The sequence below is a fragment of the Streptomyces sp. NPDC050560 genome (assembly GCF_044457285.1).
GTDB lineage: Bacteria > Actinomycetota > Actinomycetes > Streptomycetales > Streptomycetaceae > Streptomyces.
Genome location: NZ_JBITGT010000009.1, coordinates 399,173 through 420,796, shown reverse-complemented (window position 1 = coordinate 420,796; position 21,624 = coordinate 399,173). Strand labels below are relative to the sequence as shown.

Sequence of the window (21,624 nt, the reverse complement as noted above, 5' to 3'; positions counted from 1 at the left end):
GTTGATCACATGAGCCCACGCAGCCGCAACGGCCGCCCGCACGTCGCGATGTTCTCCATCGCGGCGCACGGCCACGTCCACCCCAGCCTCGAAGTCATCCGCGAGCTGGTGGCCAGGGGGGTGCGGGTCACCTACGCCGTGCCGCCGTCCTTCGCGGACCTCGTCGCGGGCGTCGGTGCCGAGCCGAAGCCCTGGCACTCCACGCTGCCCACCGACGACGACCCCGAGGCATGGGGCACCGAGCCGATCGACCACATGGAGCCGTTCCTCACGGACGCCATCCAGGCCCTGCCCCAGCTCGCCGAGGTCTACCGGGGCGACGAGCCCGACCTCGTCCTCTACGACATCACCGCCTACCCCGCGCGGGTGCTCGCGCACCGCTGGGGCGTCCCCCTCATCCAGCTCTCACCGAACCTGGTGGCCTGGGAGGGATACGAGGAGGAGGTCGGCAAGCCGCTGTTCGAGCCGCTGAAGCGGACCGCGCGCGGCCGGGCCTTCTACGACACCTTCGCCCGCTGGATCGCCGAGAACGGCATGGACCTGGAGGTGGAGCGGTTCATGGGCCGCCCCGACCGCTGCCTCGTCCTCATCCCCCGGGTCCTCCAGCCGCACGCCGACCGGGTCGACGAGTCGGTCTACACCTTCGTCGGCTCCTGCCAGGGGCCACGGGCGCACCAGGGGGAGTGGCGGCGCCCCGCCGGGGTCGGGAAGGTGGTGCTGGTGTCGCTCGGCTCCACGTTCACCAAGCAGCCCGGGTTCTACCGGGCCTGCCTCGAAGCGTTCGGCGGGCTGCCCGGCTGGCACCTCGTGCTCTCCGTCGGCAGGCATGTCGCGCCCGGCGACCTCGGCCCGATCCCGGCGAATGCGGAGGTGCACCCCTGGGTCCCGCAGCTCGACGTGCTGCGGCAGGCGGACGCGTTCGTCACCCACGCGGGCGCGGGCGGCAGCCAGGAGGGCCTGACGACCGGCACACCGATGGTGGCGGTGCCCCAGGCCGTCGACCAGTTCGGCAACGCCGCCCTGCTGGAGGAGCTGGGCGTGGCCCGCACGCTCCCCACCGAGGAGGCCACCCCGCGGGCGCTGCGCTCCGCGGTCCTCGACCTGGTGGCCGACCCGGAGGTCGCGGCCAGGCTCGCGCGCATCAGGACCGAGATGGCCGCCGAGGGCGGCGCGCCCAGGGCCGCCGGGCTGATCCAGTCCTATCTGCGCCCGGAGTGAGCGCCGGGCGCCCGCAGTGAGCGCACGCCCACTCGCGCCCGCGACGCGCCGGGCGCGCGGCGACGCCCGTCACCAGGCCGGCCCCTCGGGCAGCCGGTCGAGCCCCGGCGCGGACAGGTGCGGCACCCGGTAGCGCTCCACATCGCCGCTGTCCTCCGGCACGCTCTCCTCCCACAGGGTGAGGCGGACCAGCTCCCAGTGGTACGGGTCCACGGCGAGCGCCGCCGTGTGCACCCCGGGGCGTGCCGCGAGCACGCGCAGCGCCGCCGCCTCCCGCTCCACGAGCGCGGCCAGGCCGAGCCCCGTGCCCTCCGTGCCGTCCGGGGCCGCCGCGCCGTCGGCTTCGGCGCCCAGGGGCGTACGGAGCCGTCCCGCGGCGCGCGGGGTCGCGGCCCTCGCGGGGCCCGCGTGGCAGGCGACACCGGTCCAGTGCCGCACCGCGCGGCGGCCGAAGTCGCGGACGATGTTCTGGAAGCCGCCCCCGCCGACCAGGAAGCGCGCCATCGCGCCCGGGTCGTTCCACAGGTAGAACGGCGCGTACTCGTTGACGCCAGACCCGTCCCGGCCGCGCTCCCTGACCAGGTACGCCTTCAGACCGAGGCCCGCGAGGCCGTCGAACGTGGGGCCCGCCGCTGCCACCCGCCTCCGGATGATCCCCATGTCGTAGTCGGCGGGGAGGGTGATCTCGTACTGCTTCGCGTACACGGCGGCGTACCTCTCCTCGGGAACGGGGGCGGCCCCGCACCGGATCGGTCCCGGTGCGGGGCGGTGAGATGAGTGTACATACTGGTAGTTACAGCGGCGGGGGCGTCCCCGTTCACACCCGCACGGGCGGCTCCACACCGGGCGCCGTGCCCGGCTGCGGCGCGCTCTGCGCGGGGGCGGGCTCGTCGTGGCTGAGGTCGGGGAGCCGGCGCAGCCAGCGGGGGAAGTACCAGTTCCGCTCGCCGAGCAGCGCCATCACCGCGGGCAGCAGGACGCCCCTGATGACCGTCGCGTCGATGAGGACCGCCGCGGCGAGCCCCACGCCCATCTGCTTCATGGACTGCATGGACAGCGTGCCGAAGATGGCGAACACCGCGACCATGATGACCGCCGCGCTGGTGACGACGCCCGCCGTGGTGACCACGCCCCGGGTGATCGCGTCCTTGGTGTTCAGGCCCCGCGCCCTGGCCTCCTTGATCCGGGAGACCACGAACACGTGGTAGTCCATCGAGAGCCCGAAGAGGATCACGAACAGGAACAGCGGCAGCCAGGTGATGATCGCGCCGACCCCGTCGGCCCCGACGAGCGAGGCGCCCCAGCCGTGCTGGAACACCGCCACCAGCACCCCGTACGCCGCGCCCACCGACAGCAGGTTCAGCACGATGGAGGTGACGGCGATGGTCAGCGAGCGGAACGAGAGCAGCATCAGCAGGAAGGCGAAGACGACCACGAAGGCGAAGACCGGCGCCACCGAGCCGACCAGTTGGTCGTTGAAGTCCTTGGACCCCGCCACGTCCCCGGTCACCGGGGCCTCGACGCCCGCGACCCGGCCGAGCGTCGCGGGCCGCACGTCGTCCCGCAGCACGTCGAGGCTGTGCCCTGCCTTGTCCATGTCGGAGCCGCCGACCAGCGGCACCGAGAGCACCGCCACATTCTGCTCCTTGTGCACCGCCACGCCCACCGGGCCGCCGGACGCGCCGGAGGACACCGCGCGATGCCGGAAGTCCTCGATCGCCGAGGCCACCCGGGGCGCGCCGATGTCCGGGGCCTTCACCACCACCTGGGCGGGCTCCGAGCCGCCCGGGAACGCCTCGTTGACATGGTCGTACGTGGCCACGATGGGCAGCCGGTCGCCGAACTCCTGGTCGAGCGTGAGGTTCTGGGTCTTCATGCCGAGCGCGGGCGCCGCGATCGCCAGCAGCACGCCCACCGCCACCACCAGCGACACCGCGGGCTTGGCGAGCACCACCCCGAGCACCCTCCGCCACACCCTGCTGCCCTCGCCCACGGGCCGCCTCGTACGGCGCTTGTCCGGGTGCAGGAACGGGATACGGCCCTTCTCGACCCGCTCGCCGAGCAGCGAGAGCAGCGCGGGCAGCACCGTCACGGAGCCCACCATGGCGACGGCCACCACCATCAGCGAGGCGAGACCCATCGCCTCGAACTCGGCGATCCCGGTGAACAGCATCCCGGCCATCGCCACGCACACCGTGACACCGGAGACCACCACCGCGCGCCCGCTGGTCGCCGCCGCGATCCGCAGCGCGGTGCCCGCGTCCCGGCCCGCGGCCCGCTCCTCGCGCTCCCGGCGCAGATAGAACAGGCAGTAGTCGACGCCGACGGCGAGCCCCACGAGCAGCATCACCGAGTTCGCGGTATCGCTCATCGGCTGGAGGTGGCTGACGAGGCCCATCAGGCCCATGGTGGCGACGATCGCGGTGATCGCCAGCGCCACCGGCAGCAGCGCGGCCACCACCGCGCCGAACGCGATCAGCAGGATGCCGAGGGCCACGGGCACCGCGGAGTACTCGGCCTTGGTGAAGTCGCTGCCGAAGGCGTCGTCGTAGGTCTTGCTCATGCTGGCCGCGCCGATCTCCTCGACGCGCAGGTCCCCGTGGTCCTTCTGGACCCCCTCGACCGCCTTCAGCACGGGCCCCACCCGCTCGCCCGCGGTCTCCGGGTCGCCCTTCATGTCGAAGCGCACCAGCGCGCTGCGCCCGTCCTTCGAGAGGGTGCCGGTGTCGTACGGGGAGGCGACATGGGTGACGGCGCCCGTCCCGCCGACCGCCTTCACGACCTCGTCCACGGCGGCCCTGAACCCGGCGTCACGGGCGCCTGTGTCCTGGCCGCGCGCCTGGACCAGCACCGTCTCGCCCGCGGGCTCCTCGATCCCGGCGTCGTCGAGGATGCGCGCCGCCTGGCTGGTCTCCCCGCTGAGCTGGTTGTCCTCCTGTACGTCGACGCGTCCCGCCGCCGAGCCCAGGCCCATGGCGAGCACGACGAACAGCAGCCAGACGCCGATCGCCGACCACCGGTGGCCGGCGCTCCACCCCCCGGCGCGGGCCGCGAAGCCCCGCACCCCCGTCACTCTGTGGTTGCCCCTCACGCGTCATTGCCCCCTCAGCCGTGCCCGCGGCACCCCCGCCGCCGACTCCACGACGACGCTATGGCCGAAACCGGGCCCGCTCGTCGTGCTGCCTGCGGAACCGGGGCGCCCGCCGCTCCTCCCTCCGTACGGCGCGGGCTCACCGCCCAGGAGGAGCGGTGACCCCTACAGGTATCGGGGCGCCGCGCCGCGGCCTCGGGGTCGCCGGGCCGGGACGCCCTGACATCGCCGCCTGCGCGCACATAGGGTGAGCAGCATGAAGACGACCTATGCCGCCCTGCTGAGAGGGGTCAACGTCGGCGCGAGGAAGGTGCCGATGGCAGAGCTGCGCACCCTGATGGCGACCCTGGGACTCGACGACGTGCGTACCCATCTACAGAGCGGCAACGCTGTCTTCACCGCCGACCCCGCCCGGCAGCCGGGGGAGCCGGGCGACGGCGCGGAGGAGCGGCTTGCCGCGCGCATCGAGCACGCGCTCCAGGAGCGCTTCGGCTTCCCTGTCGGCTGTGTGGTGCGCGACGGCGCGTATCTGCGCGCGGCCGAGGCCGGCTGCCCGTTCCCCGCGGCGTCACTCGCCGGGCGGCAACTGCACGCCACCTTCTTCTCCGCGCCGGTCGACCCCGCACGCTTCGCCGGGCTCGACCCGGCGGACTACGCCCCCGAGGACTACCGGCTCGGCGACCGGGTGCTCTACCTCTACGCGCCCGAAGGGCTCGGCCGCTCCCGGCTCGGCCAGGCGCTCGCCAGGCCCGCGCTCACCCCGGGCGTGGTCGCCACCAGCCGCAACTGGAACACGGTCGCCCGGCTCGTGGAGATGACCAGGTGAACGGGCCGGGCGAGTCGCCCGGCGGCACCGGCGCCGCCGCGCGGCAGCCCCCTTCTCAGCCCGCCGCCCGCTCGTCCCGCGCCGACGCTGTCTCCTCGTAGCGGCGCAGCAGCAGCTCCGCCACCTCGGGGGCCGGGCCCAGCACGTTCGCGAGGACGTCGGCGCCCGCCTCCCTCGCGCCCCGCGCGATGCGGTCCGGGAGGAAGCCGGGGGCCAGGACGTACGGCGCGACGGCCACCCGGCGCGCGCCCTCGGCCCGCAGCAGCCGTACGGCGTCCTCGGTACGGGGCCCCGAGGCGGAGGCGAACGCGGTGCGCACCGCGCGCCAGCCGGTGGCCTGCCACTCCCGCGCGATCCCGGCGAGCGCCGCGCCCGCCGCCGGGTCGGACGAGCCCGCCGAGGCGAGCACCACCCCGGTCCCCGAGCGCCACGAGGCGTCGAGGCCCGCCTGTGCGAGTCGGCGCTCAAGCGCCGCCGTCAGCAGCGGGGCGGGGCCGAGCACGTCCGCCTGCCTGACCCGCAGGCCCCGGGGCGCGCGGCGCAGCACCGCGGGGATGTCGTGCTTGGCGTGGTAGGCGCGCGACAGCAGCAGCGGCTGCGCCACCACGTCCCGTACCCCGTCGGCGGCGAGCGCGCGCAGCGCGCCCGGCACCGACGGCAGGTTGAAGTCCAGGAACCCGACCGCGACCCGCAGCCCGGGGTGCAGCGCCGCCACCCGTCCGAGCAGGGCGTGCACCGTCGCGGCGTGCCGCGGGTCGCGGCTGCCGTGGGCGACGGCGAGCAGCGCCGGCGGTGCGGGTCGTACGAACGTGCGCATGGGCCTTCCAGGGTACGGGGAGCGGCGCCGGTTCAGCTCTTCACCAGGAGGCCGCGGCTGCGCAGCACCCACCGCTCAAGAGGACTGAAGATCAGCAGGTCGATGGCGATGCCCACGGTCAGGATCAGCAGGATCGCCAGGAACACCTGCGCCATGCTGCTGTTGGTGCGGCCCGCTTCGAGCAGTTGGCCGAGGCCCGTGCCGAGGTCGGGCGACTGGGCGATGATCTCCGCCGCCATCAGCGAGCGCCAGGAGAACGCCCAGCCCTGCTTGAGGCCCGCGAGATAGCCGGGCAGCGCCGCGGGCATCACGATGTGCCAGGTGCCGCGCAGCCCGGTGGCGCCGAGGGTGCGCCCGGCGCGCAGGAACAGCGGCGGCACCTGGTCCACGCCCGACACCAGGCCGTTGGCGATGGACGGCACGGCGCCGAGCAGGATCACCGCGTACATCATGGAGTCGTTGAGGCCGAGCCAGATCACTGCGGGCGGCACCCACGCCACCGAGGGCAGCGACTGGAGCCCCGACAGCACGGGCCCTATCCCGGCGCGCACGAACCGCACCCTGGCCACCAGCAGGCCGAGCGGGGTGCCGATCACCAGGGCGAGCAGGAAGCCGAGCAGGCCGCGCGAGACGCTGGTCCAGATGTAGCCGAGCAGGGTGCCCTGGAGCCAGGCGTCCCCGACCTCGTCCCACACCGCCGAGGGCGAGGGCAGCTTGTAGCTGTCCGTGACCTTCGCCCACACCAGGACCTGCCAGACGACCAGCACGAGGACGACCGAGACGACCGGCGGCAGCACCTTGCGCAGCAGGGTCTCGCGCAGCGGCGGCCGCCCGGAGTGCCCGGTCTCCAGGGCGTCTAGGCCCGCTTCGAGGCCCGCGAGGTCGGCGGCGGAGTCGGCGCTCCTCGCGGGGGCCGCCGCGGTCTCGGCGCCCGCCTCCGTCTTCGCCGTCCCGCCTGTCCCGGCCGTCTCCGCGGCCGGGCGTTTGCGCTCCGGGTGGTCCGTGCCGGTCTCAGTGCTGGCCATGGCGGCGGATCTCCCCACGCAGATGTTCGGTGATCTCGGCGGACAGTTCGGAGACCGCGCTGTCCTCGATACGGCGCGGCTGCGCGATGCCGACGTCCCACTGCCGCGCCACCCGCCCGGGCCGCGACGACATGAGGACGACGCGCTGGGCGAGCCGTACCGCCTCGCGGACGTTGTGCGTGACGAAGAGGACCGACAGGCCCGTCTCGCTCCAGATCCTGGTCAGCTCGTCGTGGAGGACGTCCCGGGTGATGGCGTCGAGCGCGGCGAACGGCTCGTCCATCAGCAGCAGCCTGCTGTCCTGGGCGAGCGCGCGGGCCAGCGCCACCCGCTGCCGCATCCCGCCGGACAGCTCGTGCACCCGCTTGCCGTGCGCCCCCTTGAGCCGCACGAGCCCGAGCAGCTCCTCGGCCCTGCCGCGGCGCTCCGGCTTCGCCATCCCGCGCAGTTTCAGGGCGAGTTCGATGTTCTTGCCCGCGGTCAGCCAGGGGAACAGCGCGTGCTCCTGGAACATGAGCGCGGGCCTGCCGCGGGTGGCGATGGTGCCCTCGCTCGGCGCGTCGAGGCCGGCGACGAGGTTCAGCAGCGTCGACTTGCCGCAGCCCGAGGCGCCGAGCAGGGTGACGAACTCGCCGGGCGCGACGTCGAGGCTGATGTCGTCCAGGACCAGCTGGCGGCCGCCGGGGGCCGGGAACGACTTCGAGACGTGCTCGATCCGCGCCGCGTGGTCCATCGCCTCGGCGGCGTCAGGGGCCTTGGCGTAGGTGGTTGCCACGGTCGGTCTCCTCCTGGAAACGAGGGGCGGGATGGGGGCGTTCGGCGGCGTCGGCTACTCGGAGCCGAGGCCCGCGGCGCTCACCGGGGCCTTGCCCGACGCCTTGAGTACCTTGTTCAGCGGCCCCAGGTCGTAGATCCCCTTGAGCAGCGGCTTCTCCAGCAGGCCCGCCTTGACGGCGTGGTCGGCCTGGGCGCTGAGGGTGTCCGCCAGCGGGTCGTCGAGGAAGCGGATCGACTTCCACGCCGGGTCGATCTGCTCCGCGGGCAGCGCCTTGCCCGACAGCTCCTTGAGCTTGGCGTTGGCGGCCTTCTTGGCCTCGTCGGGGTGGTCGTTGATGAAGGCGTTGGACTTCACCGAGCCGCGCAGCACCGCGGCGACCACGTCGGGGTGCGCCTTGAGGAACTTCTGCGAGACCACCACGTTGGTGATCACGAACTTCTTGTCGGGCCAGAGCGTGGACTCGTCGAGGAGCACCTTCGCGCCTTCCGAGACCAGCTTGGACGCGGTGGGCTCCGGGACCCAGGCGCCGTCGATGGAGCCCGACCTGTAGGCGTCCGGGGTGATCTTGTTGTCGGTGCGGACGACGGAGACGTCGCCCTTGCCGCTCTGCGCGTCGACCTTCCAGCCCTGCTCGGATATCCAGTTGAGGAAGGCCACGTCCTGGGTGTTGCCGAGCTGGGGCGTGGCGATCTTCTTGCCCTTGACGTCCTTGACGGACTTGATCTTCTTCGGGTTGACCACCAGGTCGACGCCGCCCGACGCGGAGCCCGAGACGATCCGCAGGTCCTTGCCCGCGGAGGCGCTGAAGCCGTTGACGGCGGGGGAGGGGCCGATCCAGCCGATGTCGATGGAGCCGGAGTTCAGCGCCTCGATCTCGGAGGGCCCCGCGTTGAACTGGTTGTAGGACGCCTTGGTGCCGCCCAGCTCCTTCTGGAAAAGGCCCTGCTGGTCGCCGACGAGTGCGGTGGCGTGGGTCAGGTTCGGGAAGTAGCCGATCCGCACGGTGTCCGCGGAGAGCTTCTTGGCGCCGTCCTGCACCTGGGCCTTGTCGTTCTTGTCGTCGTCGGAGTCGGACCCGTAGCCGCAGGCGGTGGCCGTGAGGGCGAGCAGGGGCAGTGCGGCGAGCGCCGCGAGGGCGCGGCGGGAGGTGAAGGCGGGCACGGGAGGCGGTCCTCTCGTCGGTCCGGCTCTCAGGGGCCCCGGTCAGCGGGGGCGGCCGGCACAGCGGCGGGTCTTGGTGGCGCGGCGGCCCGGCCGGTGAGGGCCGGGCGCCGGGAGCGGGCGGTGGCCGCCCCGCGCGGGGGCGCGGCGGGCCGTGCCCCGGGGGGTGCGGGAAACGGTGTGAGCGGGTGTGCCGCGGTCAGCGCACACATCGCGCCACCCCGCCCTGCCCGCTGCCGAGCCTGCCGCTGCCGATCCGGCCGCCCTCCTTGGCGAAGGTGGCCCAGGCGTCGATGCCCGACGCCCCTGCGGTGTGCCAGTCGCCCCTGCCCATCGTCAGAAGTCCCAGCCCTCGTCGGCGGCGGCCGGTGTCGCCCGGTGACCGCCGAACGCCTCGCCGACCATCCCCGCGGTGAGCGTGGTGCCGTCCGCCGGGTCGATCAGCAGGAAGGAGCCGGTGCGCCGTGAGTCCTCGTAGGGGTCGAGGGCCAGCGGCTCCGCGGTGCGCACCCGCACCCGCCCGATGTCGTTGGCGACGAGCCGCCCGGGGTCCGGATGCTGGGACAGGTCGTCCAGCGTCAGACGGGACGGGATCTCCTTGACGAGCGCCTTCACGGTACGGGTGGTGTGCTTGAGCAGCACCCGCTGGCCGACCGTGAGCGGCCGGTCCGCGACATGGCAGACGGTGGCCGTGACGTCCTGGGTGGTGGCAGGCGCGTCGGCGCTCGGCACGATCAGGTCGCCCCGTGAGACGTCGAGGTCGTCCGCGAGCAGCACGGTCACCGACTGCGGCGTCCACGCCACGTCGACCGGGGTGCCCAGCAGTTCGAGCCCGGCCACCGTGGAGCTGCGGCCCGACGGCAGCACGGTGACGTCCTCGCCGACGCGGAAGGTGCCCGCGGCGATCTGGCCCGCGTAGCCCCGGTAGTCGGGGTGCTCCGCGCTCTGCGGCCGTATCACATATTGGACGGGCAGCCGGGCGTGGCAGGTGGCCAGGTCGTGGCTGACCGGGACGCTCTCCAGGTGTTCGAGCACGGTGGGGCCGCCGTACCAGTCCATGTGCGCCGAGGGCTCCACGACGTTGTCGCCCGCGAGCGCGGAGATCGGGATGGTGGTGACCTCGGGCACGCCCAACTCGCGGGCGTACGCGGTGAACTCCTCGGAGATCGCGGCGAACACGGGTTCCCGGTAGCCCACCAGGTCCATCTTGTTGACCGCGAGCGCCACGTGCGGCACCCGCAGCAGCGCGGCGATGGCGGCGTGCCTGCGGGTCTGCTCGACGACGCCGTTGCGCGCGTCGACGAGGATCACGGTCAGCTCCGCGGTGGAGGCGCCGGTGACCATGTTCCGGGTGTACTGCACATGCCCCGGGGTGTCGGCCAGGATGAACCGCCGCCGCGGCGTGGCGAAGTAGCGGTACGCCACGTCGATGGTGATGCCCTGCTCCCGCTCGGCGCGCAGCCCGTCGGTGAGCAGCGCCAGGTCGGGCGCGTCCTGCCCGCGCCCCGCGGAGGCGCGCTCCACGGCTTCGAGCTGGTCGGTGAGGACGGACTTGGAGTCGTGCAGCAGCCGGCCCACCAGGGTGGACTTGCCGTCGTCGACGGAGCCCGCGGTGGCGAACCGCAGCAGGGTCGTCGCCGAGAGCCCGGCGAGCTGGTCGATGGTGCCGCTCATGGCTAGAAGTACCCCTCGCGCTTGCGGTCCTCCATGGCGGCCTCCGACAGCTTGTCGTCGGCCCGGGTCGCGCCGCGCTCGGTCAGCCGGGACGCGGCGATCTCGGCGATGACCGCGTCGAGGGTGGCCGCGTCGGAGTCCACGGCGCCGGTGCAGGACATGTCCCCGACCGTGCGGTAGCGCACCCTCCGCTTCTCCACGGGCTCCCCGGCGCGCGGGCCGCCCCAGTCCCCCGCGGTCAGCCACATGCCGGCCCTGCGGAACACCTCGCGCTCGTGGGCGAAGTAGATCTGCGGCAGCGCGACGTCCTCGCGGGCGATGTACTGCCACACGTCCAGCTCGGTCCAGTTGGACAGCGGGAAGACCCTGACGTGCTCGCCGGGCGCGTGGCGGCCGTTGTAGAGCTGCCACAGCTCGGGGCGCTGGCGGCGCGGGTCCCACTGCGAGAACTCGTCGCGGAGGCTGAACACCCGCTCCTTGGCGCGCGCCTTCTCCTCGTCGCGCCGCCCGCCGCCGAAGACGGCGTCGAAGCGGTGGCGCTGGATGGCCTCGGTCAGCGGCACCGTCTGGAGCGGGTTGCGGGTGCCGTCGGGCCGTTCGCGCAGGGTGCCCGCGTCGATGTACTCCTGCACGGAGGCGACGTGCAGCCGCAGCCCGTGCTCGGCGACGGTACGGTCGCGGAAGTCGAGCACCTCGGGGAAGTTGTGCCCGGTGTCCACGTGCAGCAGGACGAACGGCACCGGCGCGGGCGCGAACGCCTTCAGCGCCAGGTGCAGCATGAGGATGGAGTCCTTGCCGCCGGAGAACAGGATCACCGGGCGCTCGAACTCCCCGGCCACCTCACGGAAGATGTGCACGGCCTCGGACTCGAGCGCGTCCAGATGGCTCAGCGCGTAGGGGGTGTCGGCGTCCCCCTCGGGCGTCGCTTCTGCGGTCATGCCAGGCCCCTCTCGGCGAGCAGTGCGCGCAGTCCCGCGGCGGATTCCCCGACGCTCTGGTGCTGTGACTCGATGCGAAGGTCGGGCGATTCCGGTGCCTCGTAGGGGTCGTCGACGCCCGTGAGCCCGGCGATCTCGCCGGCCGCCTGCTTGGCGTACAGGCCCTTCACATCGCGCTCCGAGCAGATTTCGACCGGCGTGGCGACGTGCACCTCCAGGTACGGGGTGCCCTCGTTCGCGTGCCGTTTGCGCACGGCGGCCCTGCTGTCGGCGTACGGCGCGATGACCGGGACGAGCACCAACACGCCGTGGCGCGCGAGCAGTTCGGCGACGAAGCCGATGCGCTGCACATTGGTGTCGCGGTCGGCGCGGCTGAAGCCGAGTCCCGCGGAGAGGAACTGGCGGATCTCGTCCCCGTCGAGCACCTCGACCCTGTGTCCCTCCTTCCGCAGGCGGGCGGCGAGTTCCGATGCGATGGTGGTCTTGCCCGCGCTGGTCAGCCCCGTGAGCCAGATGGTGGCTCCCGTCACGTGTCTCTCCTCGGATTCGGGCGGACTGTGGCCGCTCGTGTCTTCCCCCGCCGGCCGACTCACAGGTGCAGCCCGCACTCGGTCTTGGCGCGGCCCGCCCAGCGGCCCGCACGCGCGTCCTCGCCATCCAGTAGCCTGCGGGTGCACGGCGCGCACCCCACGGAGCCGTAACCGTCCATCAGGAGCGGGTTGGTGAGGACGCCGTGCTGAGCAACGTAGGCGTCCACGTCGTCCTGGGTCCAGCGGGCAATAGGGGCAATCTTGACTTTCATCCGATTCTCATCCCAATCGACGACCGCCGTTTCGGAACGTGTCGGAGATTCATCCCTTCGCAACCCCGTCGCCCACGCGTCGTAACCCTCCAGTCCCTCCTTCAGGGGGGCGACCTTCCGCATCGCGCAGCACAGGTCCGGATCACGGTCGTGGAGTTTCGGGCCGAACTCGGCGTCCTGCTCGGCGACGGTCCGCCGCGGGGTGAGGGTGACCACGTTGACGTCCATCACCGCGTCCACGGCGTCGCGGGTGCCGATGGTCTCGGGAAAGTGGTAGCCGGTGTCGAGGAACACCACGTCGACGCCCGGCATGGCGCGGGACGCGAGGTGCGCCACCACGGCGTCCTCCATGGACGAGGTGACACAGAAGCGGTGCCCAAACGTTTCGGCCGCCCAGCCCAGGATGTCCTGCGCCGAGGCGTCCTCCAGCTCACGGCCCGCGCTGCGGGCGAGGTCCCTGAGTTCTTCCGGTGTGCGTTCCCGAGCCGCGACGGCGCTCATGCCCGGTCTCCTTCCCCGGCCTCCTGGCCGGTACGGCCCCGAAGTCCCCGGGCCAGCAGCCCGAGGAACGTCACCTGGAAAGCCCTGTTGCAGCCTCCGCACTCCCATGCGCGCGGCGACTCCTCCGAGGGGCGGAGGTCCTCCTCGCCGCAGAAGGGGCAGTAGAAGGGCGCGGCGCGCTCGCTCATGACCGGCCTCCCCGCCCGGGCCCGCCGGTCACTTCAGGGCCTCCTCGTCGGCGCGTGCGGCCCAGGTGGCGAACCGCTCGCCCGTGGCGCGCCCGTCGAGATAGCGGCGCAGCACCCGCTCCACGTAGTCGGGAAGCTGCTCCGAGGTCACCTTGAGGCCGCGGACCTTGCGCCCGAAGGCGGGGTCGAGGCCGAGGGCGCCGCCGAGGTGGACCTGGTAGCCGTCCACCTGCTCGCCGTTCTCGTCCAGCATGAGCTGGCCCTTGAGTCCGATGTCGGCGACCTGGATACGGGCGCAGGCGTTGGGGCAGCCGTTGACGTTGATGGTGATCGGCTCGTCGAAGTCGGGGAGCCGCTGCTCCAGTTCGTCGATGAGGCGGGCACCGCGCGCCTTGGTCTCGACGATGGCGAGCTTGCAGAACTCGATGCCGGTGCAGGCCATGGTGCCGCGCCGGAACGCGGAGGGGCGCACGCTCAGGCCCAGCGCCTCAAGCCCTGAGGAGAGCGACTCGACGCGGTCCTCCTCGACGTCGAGCACGATCATCTTCTGCTCGACGGTGGTGCGCACCCGCCCCGAGCCGTGCGCCTCGGCCAGCTCGGCGACCTTGCTGAGGAGGGTGCCGTCCACGCGCCCGACGCGCGGGGCGAAGCCCACGTAGTAGCGGCCGTCGCGCTGGCGGTGCACGCCGACGTGGTCGCGCCAGCGCTCCACCGGCTGCTCGGGCGCGGGCCCGTCGAGCAGCCGGCGCCGCAGGTACTCGTCCTCCAGCACCTGGCGGAACTTCGCCACGCCCCAGTCGGCCAGCAGGAACTTCAACCGGGCCCTGGTGCGCAGCCTGCGGTAGCCGTAGTCGCGGAAGATCGAGATGACGCCCTCGAAGACGTCGGGCACCTCGTCGAGCGGGACCCAGGCGCCGAGCCGCTGCCCGATCTTCGGGTTGGTGGACAGGCCGCCGCCGACCCAGAGGTCGAAGCCGGGGCCGTACTCGGGGTGGCGCACGCCGACGAACGCGATGTCGTTGATCTCGTGCGCCACGTCGAGCAGCGGGGAGCCGGAGATCGCGGTCTTGAACTTGCGCGGCAGATTGGAGTACTCGGGGTTCCCGATGACCCTGCGGTGGATCTCGTCGAGCGCGGGCGTGCCGTCGATGACCTCGTCCTCGGCGATGCCCGCCACGGGGGAGCCGAGCATCACACGGGGGCTGTCGCCGCACGCCTCGGTGGTGGACAGGCCGACGCCTTCGAGCCGCCGCCAGATCTCGGGCACGTCCTCGATACGAATCCAGTGGAGCTGGATGTTCTGCCGGTCGGTGATGTCGGCGGTGCCGCGGGCGAACTCGGCGGACACCTCCCCGATCACCCGGAGCTGGCGGGTCGTGAGCCGGCCGCCGTCGATGCGGACCCGCATCATGAAGTACTTGTCGTCCATCTCCTGCGGTTCGAGCACGGCGTGCTTGCCGCCCTCGATGCCGGGGGCGCGCTGGGTGTACAGGCCCCACCAGCGCATCCGGCCACGCAGGTCGTTGGGGTCGATCGCGTCGAATCCGGCCTTGGAGTAGATCGTCTCAATCCGTGTCCGGACATTGAGACTGTCGTCGTCCTTCTTGAACTGCTCGTTGCCGTTGAGCGGGGTGAAGTGTCCCAGGGCCCACTGGCCCTCTCCCCGGTGGCGGCTCACTTTGCGCCGGGGCGTGGCGGCAGGCTTCTGCGGAGAGGCGGCCATCGTGAAACGTCCTTCGGATGCGAGCGGGAGCGGCTGTGACCTGCGTACGGGCATGGGCAGGCAGCGGTGGCCCAGGCCGCGCGGCACTGCGCGAACCGGGACGGAAAAGTCAGAAAAGAGGGGGGAGAAAGAGCGGGGGAACCTCGATGTCCTGCGGTGCTGAGACTGTCAGCCCGCCGGACAGATGGCGCTGGAGGTGCGGACGAGATCGACGTGCCGCCGACACACCAGGGCGATTCCAGCTCGTGACATGAACGAAGCGTGTCACGGCGGTCTTGGGAGAGTCCACCATTATCCGAGATGTGGACATAGTTGTCTCGGATAATGATATGCGTGAGGTGTGTCACGCGTGTGGCGGGCGGATGGCGGGTTCATGAAACCGCCACGGGACGCCCGGGGGAGGGCCCGTGGGAAGGGCCCGTGGGAAGGGCCGGGCGGCTCAGGGCCGTCGGGCGCCGGGCCAGGGGCCTGGGTTCGCGGTCTCGGGCTCCCGCTCCTGGACGGTGTCGTACACGGTGAAGCCGCGCCGCCGGTAGTTGTCCAGTGCGTACGGGCCGTCCTTGCTGCATGTGTGCAGCCAGACCCGGCGGGTGGGGCCGAGCCCGGGCCAGCGCCCGCCGAGGTCCCAGGCCCGCGCGGCGCCCTCGTGCAGCAGACGGCCGCCGACGCCCCGGCCGCGGAACGCGGGCAGCAGCCCGAAGCAGACGATCTCGACCGCGCCTTCGGGCCCGGCCGCCAGCTCCACGAACCCCGCGGGGGTGCCGTCCTCGTACGCCACCCAGGTCTCGACGCCCGGCCTGCCGAGGTGGCTCGCCCAGCGCTCGTACGGCCACGCGAGGCGGTCGGTCCACCGGACGTCGCCACCCACGGCCGTGTAGAGGAAGCGGCTGAACTCGGGCAGCGGGACCCCGGACCTGGCGATCTCGACCGGCCGCCCGGGGGCGGCCGCGGGCCGCAGTTCTGCCGCGGACGACTGCTGGAGGTACCAGGTGGTGACGAGAACGCTCACCCGCCCACCCCATCACACGCCTGCCGACCGCCCGAGACCGCCTCTCGCCCACGTCGCCGCGCCGCCCGTGGGGCCACGCGCCCCGGCTACCCGCAGCGCGCCCGCAGCACGGTGGGCGCCACCGAGTGCGGCAGCAGCTCCGCGGGCCACCGCGGCGCCACCACCGCCACCTCCACGTCCTCCCGGAAGCGGTACGGCCGGTGTTCCAGCACCCCGCCCAGGTAGCGGCGGACCCGGGACAGCTCCGCGCGCACCGTCACCGTGCGCTCCGGCGCCCCGAAGACCTCGGCGGCCAGCTCCGACGCGGTGCGGCCCGCGGGCCTCGCGGCCAGCAGGTACAGCAGCTCCGCGTGGCGCGGGCTCAGTTCGTGGGTCCAGTCGCCCGCCTCGCCCGCCACGGTGATCCACCAGCGCCTGGCGCCCGAGACGTCGAGCGTGACCCGGGTGACGGCGGGCGTGTCCCCCGTCTCCAGCCTGATCAGCCAGCCGCCGGGCAGCGGCTCCACCGCGCACGCGCCGAGCGCGGGCAGCCGCCTGGTGCCCGCGCCGAACGACGTCGGCAGCGCCAGCCTGTCGATCGGCGCCATGCCGCTGACCGCGGCCGTCCAGCCCTGCGCGTCCACCACCAGGGCCCGTCCGCCTGCCCGCGAGAGCAGCGGGGTGCCGGTCGCCCGCAGCCGGTCGAGCGCCGCAGCGTGCCGCTCACGCAGCCATGCCTCGGCCAGCTTCGCCACCGAGCCCACCAGCGCCGGCATCGCCGGATGCAGGCTGCCGAGCGGCCCGCTGAGGTCCACCACCCCGAGCAGCCGCCCGTCCCTGGGGTCCGTTATCGGTGCTCCGGCGCAGGTCCAGGGGTGGTGCCGGCTGACGAAGTGCTCGGCCGACGTCACCTGGACCGGTCTGCGCACCACCAGCGCGGTGCCGATCCCGTTGGTGCCCGCCTCGCCCTCGCGCCAGTCGGCGCCCGGCATCAGGCTGATCCCGTCGGCCCGCCGCAGCACCGGGGTGCTGCCCTCGCGCCACAGCACCCGGCCCTGCGGGTCGCACACCACCATGATGTGGTCGGCGGCCTCGGCCACCGGCACCAGGCGCTCGCGCAGCAGCGGCAGTACGGCGCCGATCCTGGCGTGGTGCCGCAGCGGCTCCAGGGCGTCGGCGCCGAGCGGCGCGGCGGGGCTGCCCTCCTCGGGGTCGACGCCCCGTCTGATCATCCGCAGCCAGGACTCGCCTATCACGGGGCGCGGGCGCCGCCTCGGCCGCCGCCCGGCGAGCGCCGCGGCCCGCGCCTCCACGAGCTGCCGGGTGGCCTGCACGACCTCGCCCGCCGCGACCCGGGTCAGATCGATTCCCGGTCCCTGCCCCACATGTCCTCCCCCGCGTGCCCGCCGCCGGGGCCCGCTGTCGGCCTGCCGCGCCCCGCCGAGGGACGGCGGTACGCGGGAAGTGCGCAGGCCGTGTCGTACGACCCAGGCCCGGCACGGGGTTGCAACCCCCTGCAACTCTGGCCAATCGGAGTAGCACACACAAGAGTGGACAGGTGTCGCCGCAAGGCGGCGTTCATGCTCCGTACGCGGGGCTTGACTACGGGGGTGGTGCCGTGTCGGCGCAGTACCACCCCCGTGTCCCGCACCCGGCGGCCACGGCCCGCCGCATCCCCCGCACCTCCCGCACCTCCCTCCCTGGACTCCCCGGCCGCCTCGGCAGTGGGCCCACGCCCCGCAGACCGGCAGGCCCGCTCCGGCCGCCGGGTGCACCCTTGTCCCCGCCGCGGCCCTCGCGCGCCGCCGACCCCCCCGCGCGGGTACGGCGCGACAGGCCGGGGCCGCCCTCAGAGCAGCGGCCTCGCCCGCTCCACCAGCGCCCTGGTCGCCACCGTCCTCGGCAGGGTGCCGAAGGCGCCGCCGTGCTCCCCGCCGAGGCGTGAGGCGCAGAACGCGTCGGCGACCTCGGGCGGCGCGAACCGCACCAGCAGCGAGCCCTGGAGGACCAGTGCCAGCCGCTCCGTGAGCCACCTGGCCCGGCCCTCCGCGCCCTCCAGGTCGGCGAGGTCGGCCAGCAGTTCCCCTGCCGCCTTGTCGAGCCTGCGGTCGGCTCCCCTGGAGAGCCCCACCTCCCGCAGATAGGCGTCGAGGGCCCGCGTGGAGCCGCCGAGCGCCCGCAGCACGTCGAGCGCCTGTACGTTGCCCGAGCCCTCCCACACCGAGTTCAGCGGCGACTCCCGCAGCAGCCGGGGCATCCCCGACTCCTCCACGTAGCCGTTGCCGCCCAGGCACTCCAGGGCCTCCGCCACCACCGGGGTGCACCGCTTGGTCACCCAGTACTTGGCGGCGGGCACCGCGAGCCTGAGCAGGTCGCGCTCGCCCTCGTCGTCGGTGTCGTAGGCGGCGGCGAGCCGCAGCGCGAGCGTCGTCGCCGCCTCCGACTCCAGGGCCAGATCCGCCAGCACGTTGCGCATCAGCGGCTTGTCCGTGAGCAGCCCGCCGAACGCCTCCCGGTGGGCGCAGTGGTGGGTGGCCTGCGCCACCGCCTGCCGCATCAGCCCGGCCGAGCCCAGCGCGCAGTCGAGCCGGGTCGCCGCGACCATCCCGATGATGGTGGCCACCCCACGGCCCTCGTCGCCGACCCGGCGCGCCCAGGTGTCGTCGAACTCGACCTCGGCCGACGCGTTCGACCTGTTGCCGAGCTTGTCCTTGAGGCGCTGGATCGCGAACACGTTGCGGGAGCCGTCGTCGAGCACCCGCGGCACCAGGAAGCAGGTGAGCCCGTCGGCGGCCTGCGCGAGGACGAGGAAGGCGTCCGACATCGGCGCCGAGCAGAACCACTTGTGCCCCGTCAGCCGGTACTCGCCGCCCGGGGTGAGCGCCACCGCCCTGGTGGTGTTGGCGCGTACGTCGCTGCCGCCCTGCTTCTCCGTCATGCCCATCCCGAAGAGCACCCCCGCCTTGTCGCCCGCGGGCCTGAGCCCCGGGTCGTACACGGTGGCGGCAAGGCGCGGCTCCCACTCGGCGGCGAGCGCCGGGTCGGAGCGGAGTGCGGGCACCGCGGCGTGGGTCATCGACAGCGGGCAGTTGTTGCCGGCGTCCACCTGGGTCCACACCACCGTCGCCGCGGCCCGCCTGACATGGCCGCCGGGGCGCGCCCAGGCGGCGGTGAGCCCGGCGCCCACCCCCTTGCCCAGCAGCCGGTGCCAGGCGGGATGGAACTCCACCTCGTCGACTCTGTGCCCGTAGCGGTCGTGGGTGTGCAGTATCGGAGGGTTCGCGTTGGCGTCCGCTCCCCACCGCTGGACCTGTTCGGACCCCGCGGCCCTGCCCAGAGCGGTGAGTTCGGCGATCGCGGTGTCCGTCAGGGACGCGTCGAGGTGTCGTGCCACGCCCTCGGTGAGGGCCCGGTCGGACACAAAGACGTCATATCCGACCAGGGGTGGAGGCTGGTTGGTCACTGTGTGGGTGGTCGGTGCCATGCCGATACGGTAAGGAGGTGCACCAGGCAAACGAAACACCCGGACGCCCAGCGGGGCGGCTGCGTCGCGCGCGTGCCCTCTACCGGAACATGTCGAAGCGCAGGACCGCCTGGCTGCTGCTGAAGGACACGGTCAACTCCTGTATGGAGTACCGGATTCTGGGTCTCGCCGCCGAGGCGGCCTTCTTCACGCTGCTCTCGGTCCCACCGCTGCTGCTGAGCCTGATCGGGCTGCTCGGGTACGTCGACGCCTGGACGGGGGCCGACAGCATCGCGGGCCTGGAGAACAACATCCTCGACACCTCCCGCACGGTCCTGTCCGACCAGGGTGTCAAGGAGATCGCCCAGCCCATCCTGAGCGACGTGATGAAGGGCGGCAGGCCCGACGTCATCTCCATCGGCTTCGTCTTCGCGCTCTGGTCGGGCTCGCGCGCGGTGAACGTCTTCATCGACACCATCACCGTGATGTACGGGCTCGACGGCGCCCGGGGCATCGTCAAGACCAGGCTGCTGTCGTTCCTGCTGTTCGTGGTCGGCCTGTTGATCGGCTCGGTGGCGCTGCCGCTGATGGTCGCGGGGCCCGACGCGGTGCTCAAGGTGCTGCCGTGGTCGGCCACCGTGGTCCAGGTGCTGTACTGGCCGGTGGTGATCAGCCTCAGTATCGCGTTCCTGACGACGCTCTACCACGTGTCGGTGCCGGTGCGCTCGCCCTGGATAGAGGACACCCCCGGCGCCTTCGTCGCCCTGGCGATGTGGGTGATCGGGAGCGTGCTGCTGCGGATCTACCTGACGAGCACCGTGGAGGGGCCCACCATCTACGGGTCGCTCGCGGCGCCGGTCGCGGTGCTGCTGTGGATCGGTGTCTCGGCGTTCGCGGTGCTGGTGGGCGCCGCCGTCAACGCCGCACTCGACCGGGTGTGGCCGTCCGACGCGACGGCCGCGGCCCGCGCCGCCCAGGAGCGCGTCCGCACCGCGCAGGCCGCCCAGTACACGGCGTGGGCGGCGGCCCGCAGGGCCCAGCTCGGCGACTCCGACGACGTCGACACCGACGTCGACGACTTCGACGAGGAGGAGGACCTCGGTGACCCCGGCAGCATGCCCTCGGAGTTCCCCGAGCGCTGGTCCAACTTCCTGCCCCCCGAGGATCTGACGACGCGGCTGCGCACCCAGGTCCGCAAGGTCGGTGGCGGCCTCCTGCACCCCGGCGCCCAGGAGTCCGAGGACGAGCCGGGCCCGGGTCCGGGCCCCTCCTGAGCGGCCAGGCGTACCCTGCACCTCGTGTACAGCGAACGCCCCGCGGCCCTGCCGGACGCCACGGTGTGGACCCGCAGCGCCCCGCCGGGTCCTGGCGGGACACCCCTCGTGCTGCCCGACGGCTGTATGGACCTGCTGTGGAGCGGCGGCCGGCTGAGCATCGCGGGCCCCGACACCCACGCCTTCCGCCCCGACGACGGCGCCGCGCCGGGGCACTCGCGGCACACCGGTGTCCGCTTCCACCCGGGCACCGCGCCCCGCCTGCTGGGGGTGCCCGCCCACGAACTGCGCGACCACCGTGTGCCGTTGGAGGAGCTGCGCCCCGCCGCCGAGGTGCGGCGGCTGACAGCGGCCGTCGCCGCCGCGCCCGACCCGGGCGCCGCCCTGGAGCGCGTGGCCCGCGCCTGGGCGGCCGCGGCCCCGCCCGCCGATCCGCTGGTCGCGGGGGTGGTACGGGACCTGGCGGCGGGGCTCACGGTCGGCGCCGTGGCGGACGCGGCCGGGCTCGGGGCGCGGCTGCTGCACCGCCGCTCACTCACCGCCTTCGGCTACGGGCCCAAGACACTCGCCCGGGTGCTGCGGCTGCAACGCGCCCTGGCGTTGGCCCGCGGCGGTCTGCCCACGGCGCTCGCCGCGGCCCGGGCCGGCTACGCCGACCAGCCCCATCTCGCCCGTGAGGCACGGGATCTGACGGGGTGTCGGTTCTCGGTGCTGGTGCCGGGTGCTCACACCCCCGCGTCGGGCAGCGGCGCGTAGAGGTCCACCCCGTTCCCGTCGGGGTCGAGCACGATCGCGTACCGCTGCCCCCACACCGCGTCCCAGGGCTCGTGCGCGCTCCGGTGGCCCGCGGCGGTCAGCTCCCCGTACACCCGGTCCACGTCCGCGGGCGTGCCGCACAGGAACGCCGCCGACACCCGCGAGGACCCGGCGGGCGGCTGCCACCCGGAGTGGAAGGAGCGGACCGTGACCTCGGTGTCGAGCGCGAACCTGAGACCGCCGGGCAGCGGTGCCTCCGCGTGCGGCAACTGCTCGGAGCCCGGCGGGAATGCGAGCCCGAGCAGCCGGTAGAAGGCGAGGGCGGCGGCCATGTCGGTGACCACCACCCCGATCTGGCCGAGGCGGGGCGTGGGAGAAAGATCGGGATTGTTCATGGCGTG

General features: G+C 73.3%; 22 protein-coding genes. 4 read left to right on the top strand and 18 right to left on the bottom strand.

The genetic code is table 11. From position 1 onward, the window contains the following. The first annotated feature begins 9 nt into the window (after positions 1-9). Entirely contained in the window at positions 10-1,218 is a 1,209-nt protein-coding gene (mgt, locus tag ACIBIW_RS23120) for a macrolide-inactivating glycosyltransferase (RefSeq protein WP_399338869.1), read from the top strand. Between the two features lie 69 nt (positions 1,219-1,287). Here mgt and ACIBIW_RS23115 read toward each other — a convergent pair whose 3' ends face one another. Both ACIBIW_RS23115 and ACIBIW_RS23110 read right to left on the bottom strand, forming a co-directional pair. Beyond that, positions 1,288-1,923 carry a DUF4865 family protein gene (locus tag ACIBIW_RS23115; RefSeq protein ID WP_399338868.1) on the bottom strand — a complete coding sequence of 212 codons (636 nt, stop codon included), beginning with the start codon at positions 1,921-1,923 and terminating at the stop codon, positions 1,288-1,290. A gap of 112 nt (positions 1,924-2,035) precedes the next feature. Next, positions 2,036-4,282 carry an MMPL family transporter gene (locus ACIBIW_RS23110; RefSeq protein ID WP_399338867.1) on the bottom strand — a complete coding sequence of 749 codons (2,247 nt, stop codon included), beginning with the start codon at positions 4,280-4,282 and terminating at the stop codon, positions 2,036-2,038. A gap of 283 nt (positions 4,283-4,565) precedes the next feature. Here ACIBIW_RS23110 and ACIBIW_RS23105 point away from each other — a divergent pair, with 283 nt between their 5' ends. Then, positions 4,566-5,135: a DUF1697 domain-containing protein gene (locus ACIBIW_RS23105; protein ID WP_399338866.1), complete on the top strand. Its 570-nt coding sequence runs from the start codon at positions 4,566-4,568 to the stop codon at positions 5,133-5,135. Between the two features lie 55 nt (positions 5,136-5,190). Here ACIBIW_RS23105 and ACIBIW_RS23100 read toward each other — a convergent pair whose 3' ends face one another. The 15 genes from ACIBIW_RS23100 to ACIBIW_RS23030 all read right to left on the bottom strand — a co-directional run bounded on the left by ACIBIW_RS23100 (position 5,191) and on the right by ACIBIW_RS23030 (position 19,214). Further along, a complete protein-coding gene (locus ACIBIW_RS23100) occupies positions 5,191-5,952 on the bottom strand; it encodes a sirohydrochlorin chelatase (RefSeq protein ID WP_399338865.1) in 762 nt (253 codons plus the stop codon). A 32-nt stretch (positions 5,953-5,984) separates the two neighbouring features. Further along, positions 5,985-6,977 (bottom strand): ABC transporter permease, encoded by a 993-nt coding sequence (locus ACIBIW_RS23095; protein WP_399338864.1) that lies wholly within the window; start codon positions 6,975-6,977, stop codon positions 5,985-5,987. Beyond that, a complete protein-coding gene (locus ACIBIW_RS23090; protein WP_399338863.1) occupies positions 6,964-7,752 on the bottom strand; it encodes an ABC transporter ATP-binding protein in 789 nt (262 codons plus the stop codon). Before ACIBIW_RS23090 ends, ACIBIW_RS23095 begins: the two co-directional genes overlap by 14 nt. Before the next feature lie 54 nt (positions 7,753-7,806). After that, positions 7,807-8,916 (bottom strand): ABC transporter substrate-binding protein, encoded by a 1,110-nt coding sequence (locus ACIBIW_RS23085; protein WP_399338862.1) that lies wholly within the window; start codon positions 8,914-8,916, stop codon positions 7,807-7,809. Between the two features lie 199 nt (positions 8,917-9,115). Next, entirely contained in the window at positions 9,116-9,250 is a 135-nt protein-coding gene (locus ACIBIW_RS23080; protein ID WP_399338861.1) for a hypothetical protein, read from the bottom strand. A 2-nt stretch (positions 9,251-9,252) separates the two neighbouring features. After that, positions 9,253-10,590, bottom strand: coding sequence for a sulfate adenylyltransferase subunit 1 (locus tag ACIBIW_RS23075; protein WP_399338860.1), 1,338 nt, complete (start codon positions 10,588-10,590; stop codon positions 9,253-9,255). Positions 10,591-10,592: 2 nt separating this feature from the next. Continuing rightward, the gene (gene cysD / locus ACIBIW_RS23070; protein WP_399338859.1) at positions 10,593-11,528 is read right to left on the bottom strand and encodes a sulfate adenylyltransferase subunit CysD; all 936 of its coding nucleotides are present in this window, start codon (positions 11,526-11,528) and stop codon (positions 10,593-10,595) included. Further along, positions 11,525-12,058 carry an adenylyl-sulfate kinase gene (cysC, locus tag ACIBIW_RS23065; RefSeq protein ID WP_399338858.1) on the bottom strand — a complete coding sequence of 178 codons (534 nt, stop codon included), beginning with the start codon at positions 12,056-12,058 and terminating at the stop codon, positions 11,525-11,527. The genes cysD and cysC overlap by 4 nt, the downstream gene beginning before the upstream one ends. Before the next feature lie 59 nt (positions 12,059-12,117). Beyond that, positions 12,118-12,831, bottom strand: coding sequence for a phosphoadenylyl-sulfate reductase (locus ACIBIW_RS23060; protein WP_399338857.1), 714 nt, complete (start codon positions 12,829-12,831; stop codon positions 12,118-12,120). Continuing rightward, positions 12,828-13,019: a hypothetical protein gene (locus ACIBIW_RS23055; protein ID WP_399338856.1), complete on the bottom strand. Its 192-nt coding sequence runs from the start codon at positions 13,017-13,019 to the stop codon at positions 12,828-12,830. The genes ACIBIW_RS23060 and ACIBIW_RS23055 overlap by 4 nt, the downstream gene beginning before the upstream one ends. Positions 13,020-13,047: 28 nt before the next feature. Then, complete coding sequence (locus tag ACIBIW_RS23050) at positions 13,048-14,742, bottom strand: nitrite/sulfite reductase (protein ID WP_399338855.1); 1,695 nt, start codon at positions 14,740-14,742, stop codon at positions 13,048-13,050. 168 nt (positions 14,743-14,910) lie between these two features. Next, the gene (locus ACIBIW_RS23045; protein ID WP_399338888.1) at positions 14,911-14,994 is read right to left on the bottom strand and encodes a putative leader peptide; all 84 of its coding nucleotides are present in this window, start codon (positions 14,992-14,994) and stop codon (positions 14,911-14,913) included. A 187-nt stretch (positions 14,995-15,181) separates the two neighbouring features. Next, positions 15,182-15,751 carry a GNAT family N-acetyltransferase gene (locus ACIBIW_RS23040; protein WP_399338854.1) on the bottom strand — a complete coding sequence of 190 codons (570 nt, stop codon included), beginning with the start codon at positions 15,749-15,751 and terminating at the stop codon, positions 15,182-15,184. An 86-nt stretch (positions 15,752-15,837) separates the two neighbouring features. Next, the gene (locus ACIBIW_RS23035; protein WP_399338853.1) at positions 15,838-17,115 is read right to left on the bottom strand and encodes a GAF domain-containing protein; all 1,278 of its coding nucleotides are present in this window, start codon (positions 17,113-17,115) and stop codon (positions 15,838-15,840) included. A gap of 464 nt (positions 17,116-17,579) precedes the next feature. Then, positions 17,580-19,214 (bottom strand): acyl-CoA dehydrogenase family protein, encoded by a 1,635-nt coding sequence (locus ACIBIW_RS23030; protein ID WP_399338852.1) that lies wholly within the window; start codon positions 19,212-19,214, stop codon positions 17,580-17,582. A gap of 17 nt (positions 19,215-19,231) precedes the next feature. Here ACIBIW_RS23030 and ACIBIW_RS23025 point away from each other — a divergent pair, with 17 nt between their 5' ends. Both ACIBIW_RS23025 and ACIBIW_RS23020 read left to right on the top strand, forming a co-directional pair. After that, on the top strand, positions 19,232-20,467 hold the full coding sequence (locus ACIBIW_RS23025; protein WP_399338851.1) for a YihY/virulence factor BrkB family protein: 1,236 nt from the start codon (positions 19,232-19,234) through the stop codon (positions 20,465-20,467). 24 nt (positions 20,468-20,491) lie between these two features. Then, the gene (locus ACIBIW_RS23020; protein ID WP_399338849.1) at positions 20,492-21,223 is read left to right on the top strand and encodes a helix-turn-helix domain-containing protein; all 732 of its coding nucleotides are present in this window, start codon (positions 20,492-20,494) and stop codon (positions 21,221-21,223) included. On the opposite strand, the gene ACIBIW_RS23015 is transcribed toward ACIBIW_RS23020, so the two are convergent. Next, positions 21,193-21,618, bottom strand: coding sequence for a VOC family protein (locus ACIBIW_RS23015; protein WP_399338848.1), 426 nt, complete (start codon positions 21,616-21,618; stop codon positions 21,193-21,195). The two genes, ACIBIW_RS23020 and ACIBIW_RS23015, sit on opposite strands and share 31 nt — an antisense overlap. Positions 21,619-21,624: the final 6 nt, after the last annotated feature.

What these genes read in the sequence shown, in the direction of transcription:
- ACIBIW_RS23030 (WP_399338852.1), bottom strand. Translation starts at nt 19,214, where the DNA reads ATGGCACCGACCACCCACACAGTGACCAACCAGCCTCCACCCCTGGTC.
- ACIBIW_RS23100 (WP_399338865.1), bottom strand. Translation starts at nt 5,952, where the DNA reads ATGCGCACGTTCGTACGACCCGCACCGCCGGCGCTGCTCGCCGTCGCC.
- ACIBIW_RS23045 (WP_399338888.1), bottom strand. Translation starts at nt 14,994, where the DNA reads ATGTCACGAGCTGGAATCGCCCTGGTGTGTCGGCGGCACGTCGATCTC.
- ACIBIW_RS23015 (WP_399338848.1), bottom strand. Translation starts at nt 21,618, where the DNA reads ATGAACAATCCCGATCTTTCTCCCACGCCCCGCCTCGGCCAGATCGGG.
- ACIBIW_RS23095 (WP_399338864.1), bottom strand. Translation starts at nt 6,977, where the DNA reads ATGGCCAGCACTGAGACCGGCACGGACCACCCGGAGCGCAAACGCCCG.
- ACIBIW_RS23075 (WP_399338860.1), bottom strand. Translation starts at nt 10,590, where the DNA reads ATGAGCGGCACCATCGACCAGCTCGCCGGGCTCTCGGCGACGACCCTG.
- ACIBIW_RS23105 (WP_399338866.1), top strand. Translation starts at nt 4,566, where the DNA reads ATGAAGACGACCTATGCCGCCCTGCTGAGAGGGGTCAACGTCGGCGCG.
- cysD (WP_399338859.1), bottom strand. Translation starts at nt 11,528, where the DNA reads ATGACCGCAGAAGCGACGCCCGAGGGGGACGCCGACACCCCCTACGCG.
- ACIBIW_RS23055 (WP_399338856.1), bottom strand. Translation starts at nt 13,019, where the DNA reads ATGAGCGAGCGCGCCGCGCCCTTCTACTGCCCCTTCTGCGGCGAGGAG.
- ACIBIW_RS23060 (WP_399338857.1), bottom strand. Translation starts at nt 12,831, where the DNA reads ATGAGCGCCGTCGCGGCTCGGGAACGCACACCGGAAGAACTCAGGGAC.
- ACIBIW_RS23050 (WP_399338855.1), bottom strand. Translation starts at nt 14,742, where the DNA reads ATGGCCGCCTCTCCGCAGAAGCCTGCCGCCACGCCCCGGCGCAAAGTG.
- mgt (WP_399338869.1), top strand. Translation starts at nt 10, where the DNA reads ATGAGCCCACGCAGCCGCAACGGCCGCCCGCACGTCGCGATGTTCTCC.
- ACIBIW_RS23080 (WP_399338861.1), bottom strand. Translation starts at nt 9,250, where the DNA reads ATGGGCAGGGGCGACTGGCACACCGCAGGGGCGTCGGGCATCGACGCC.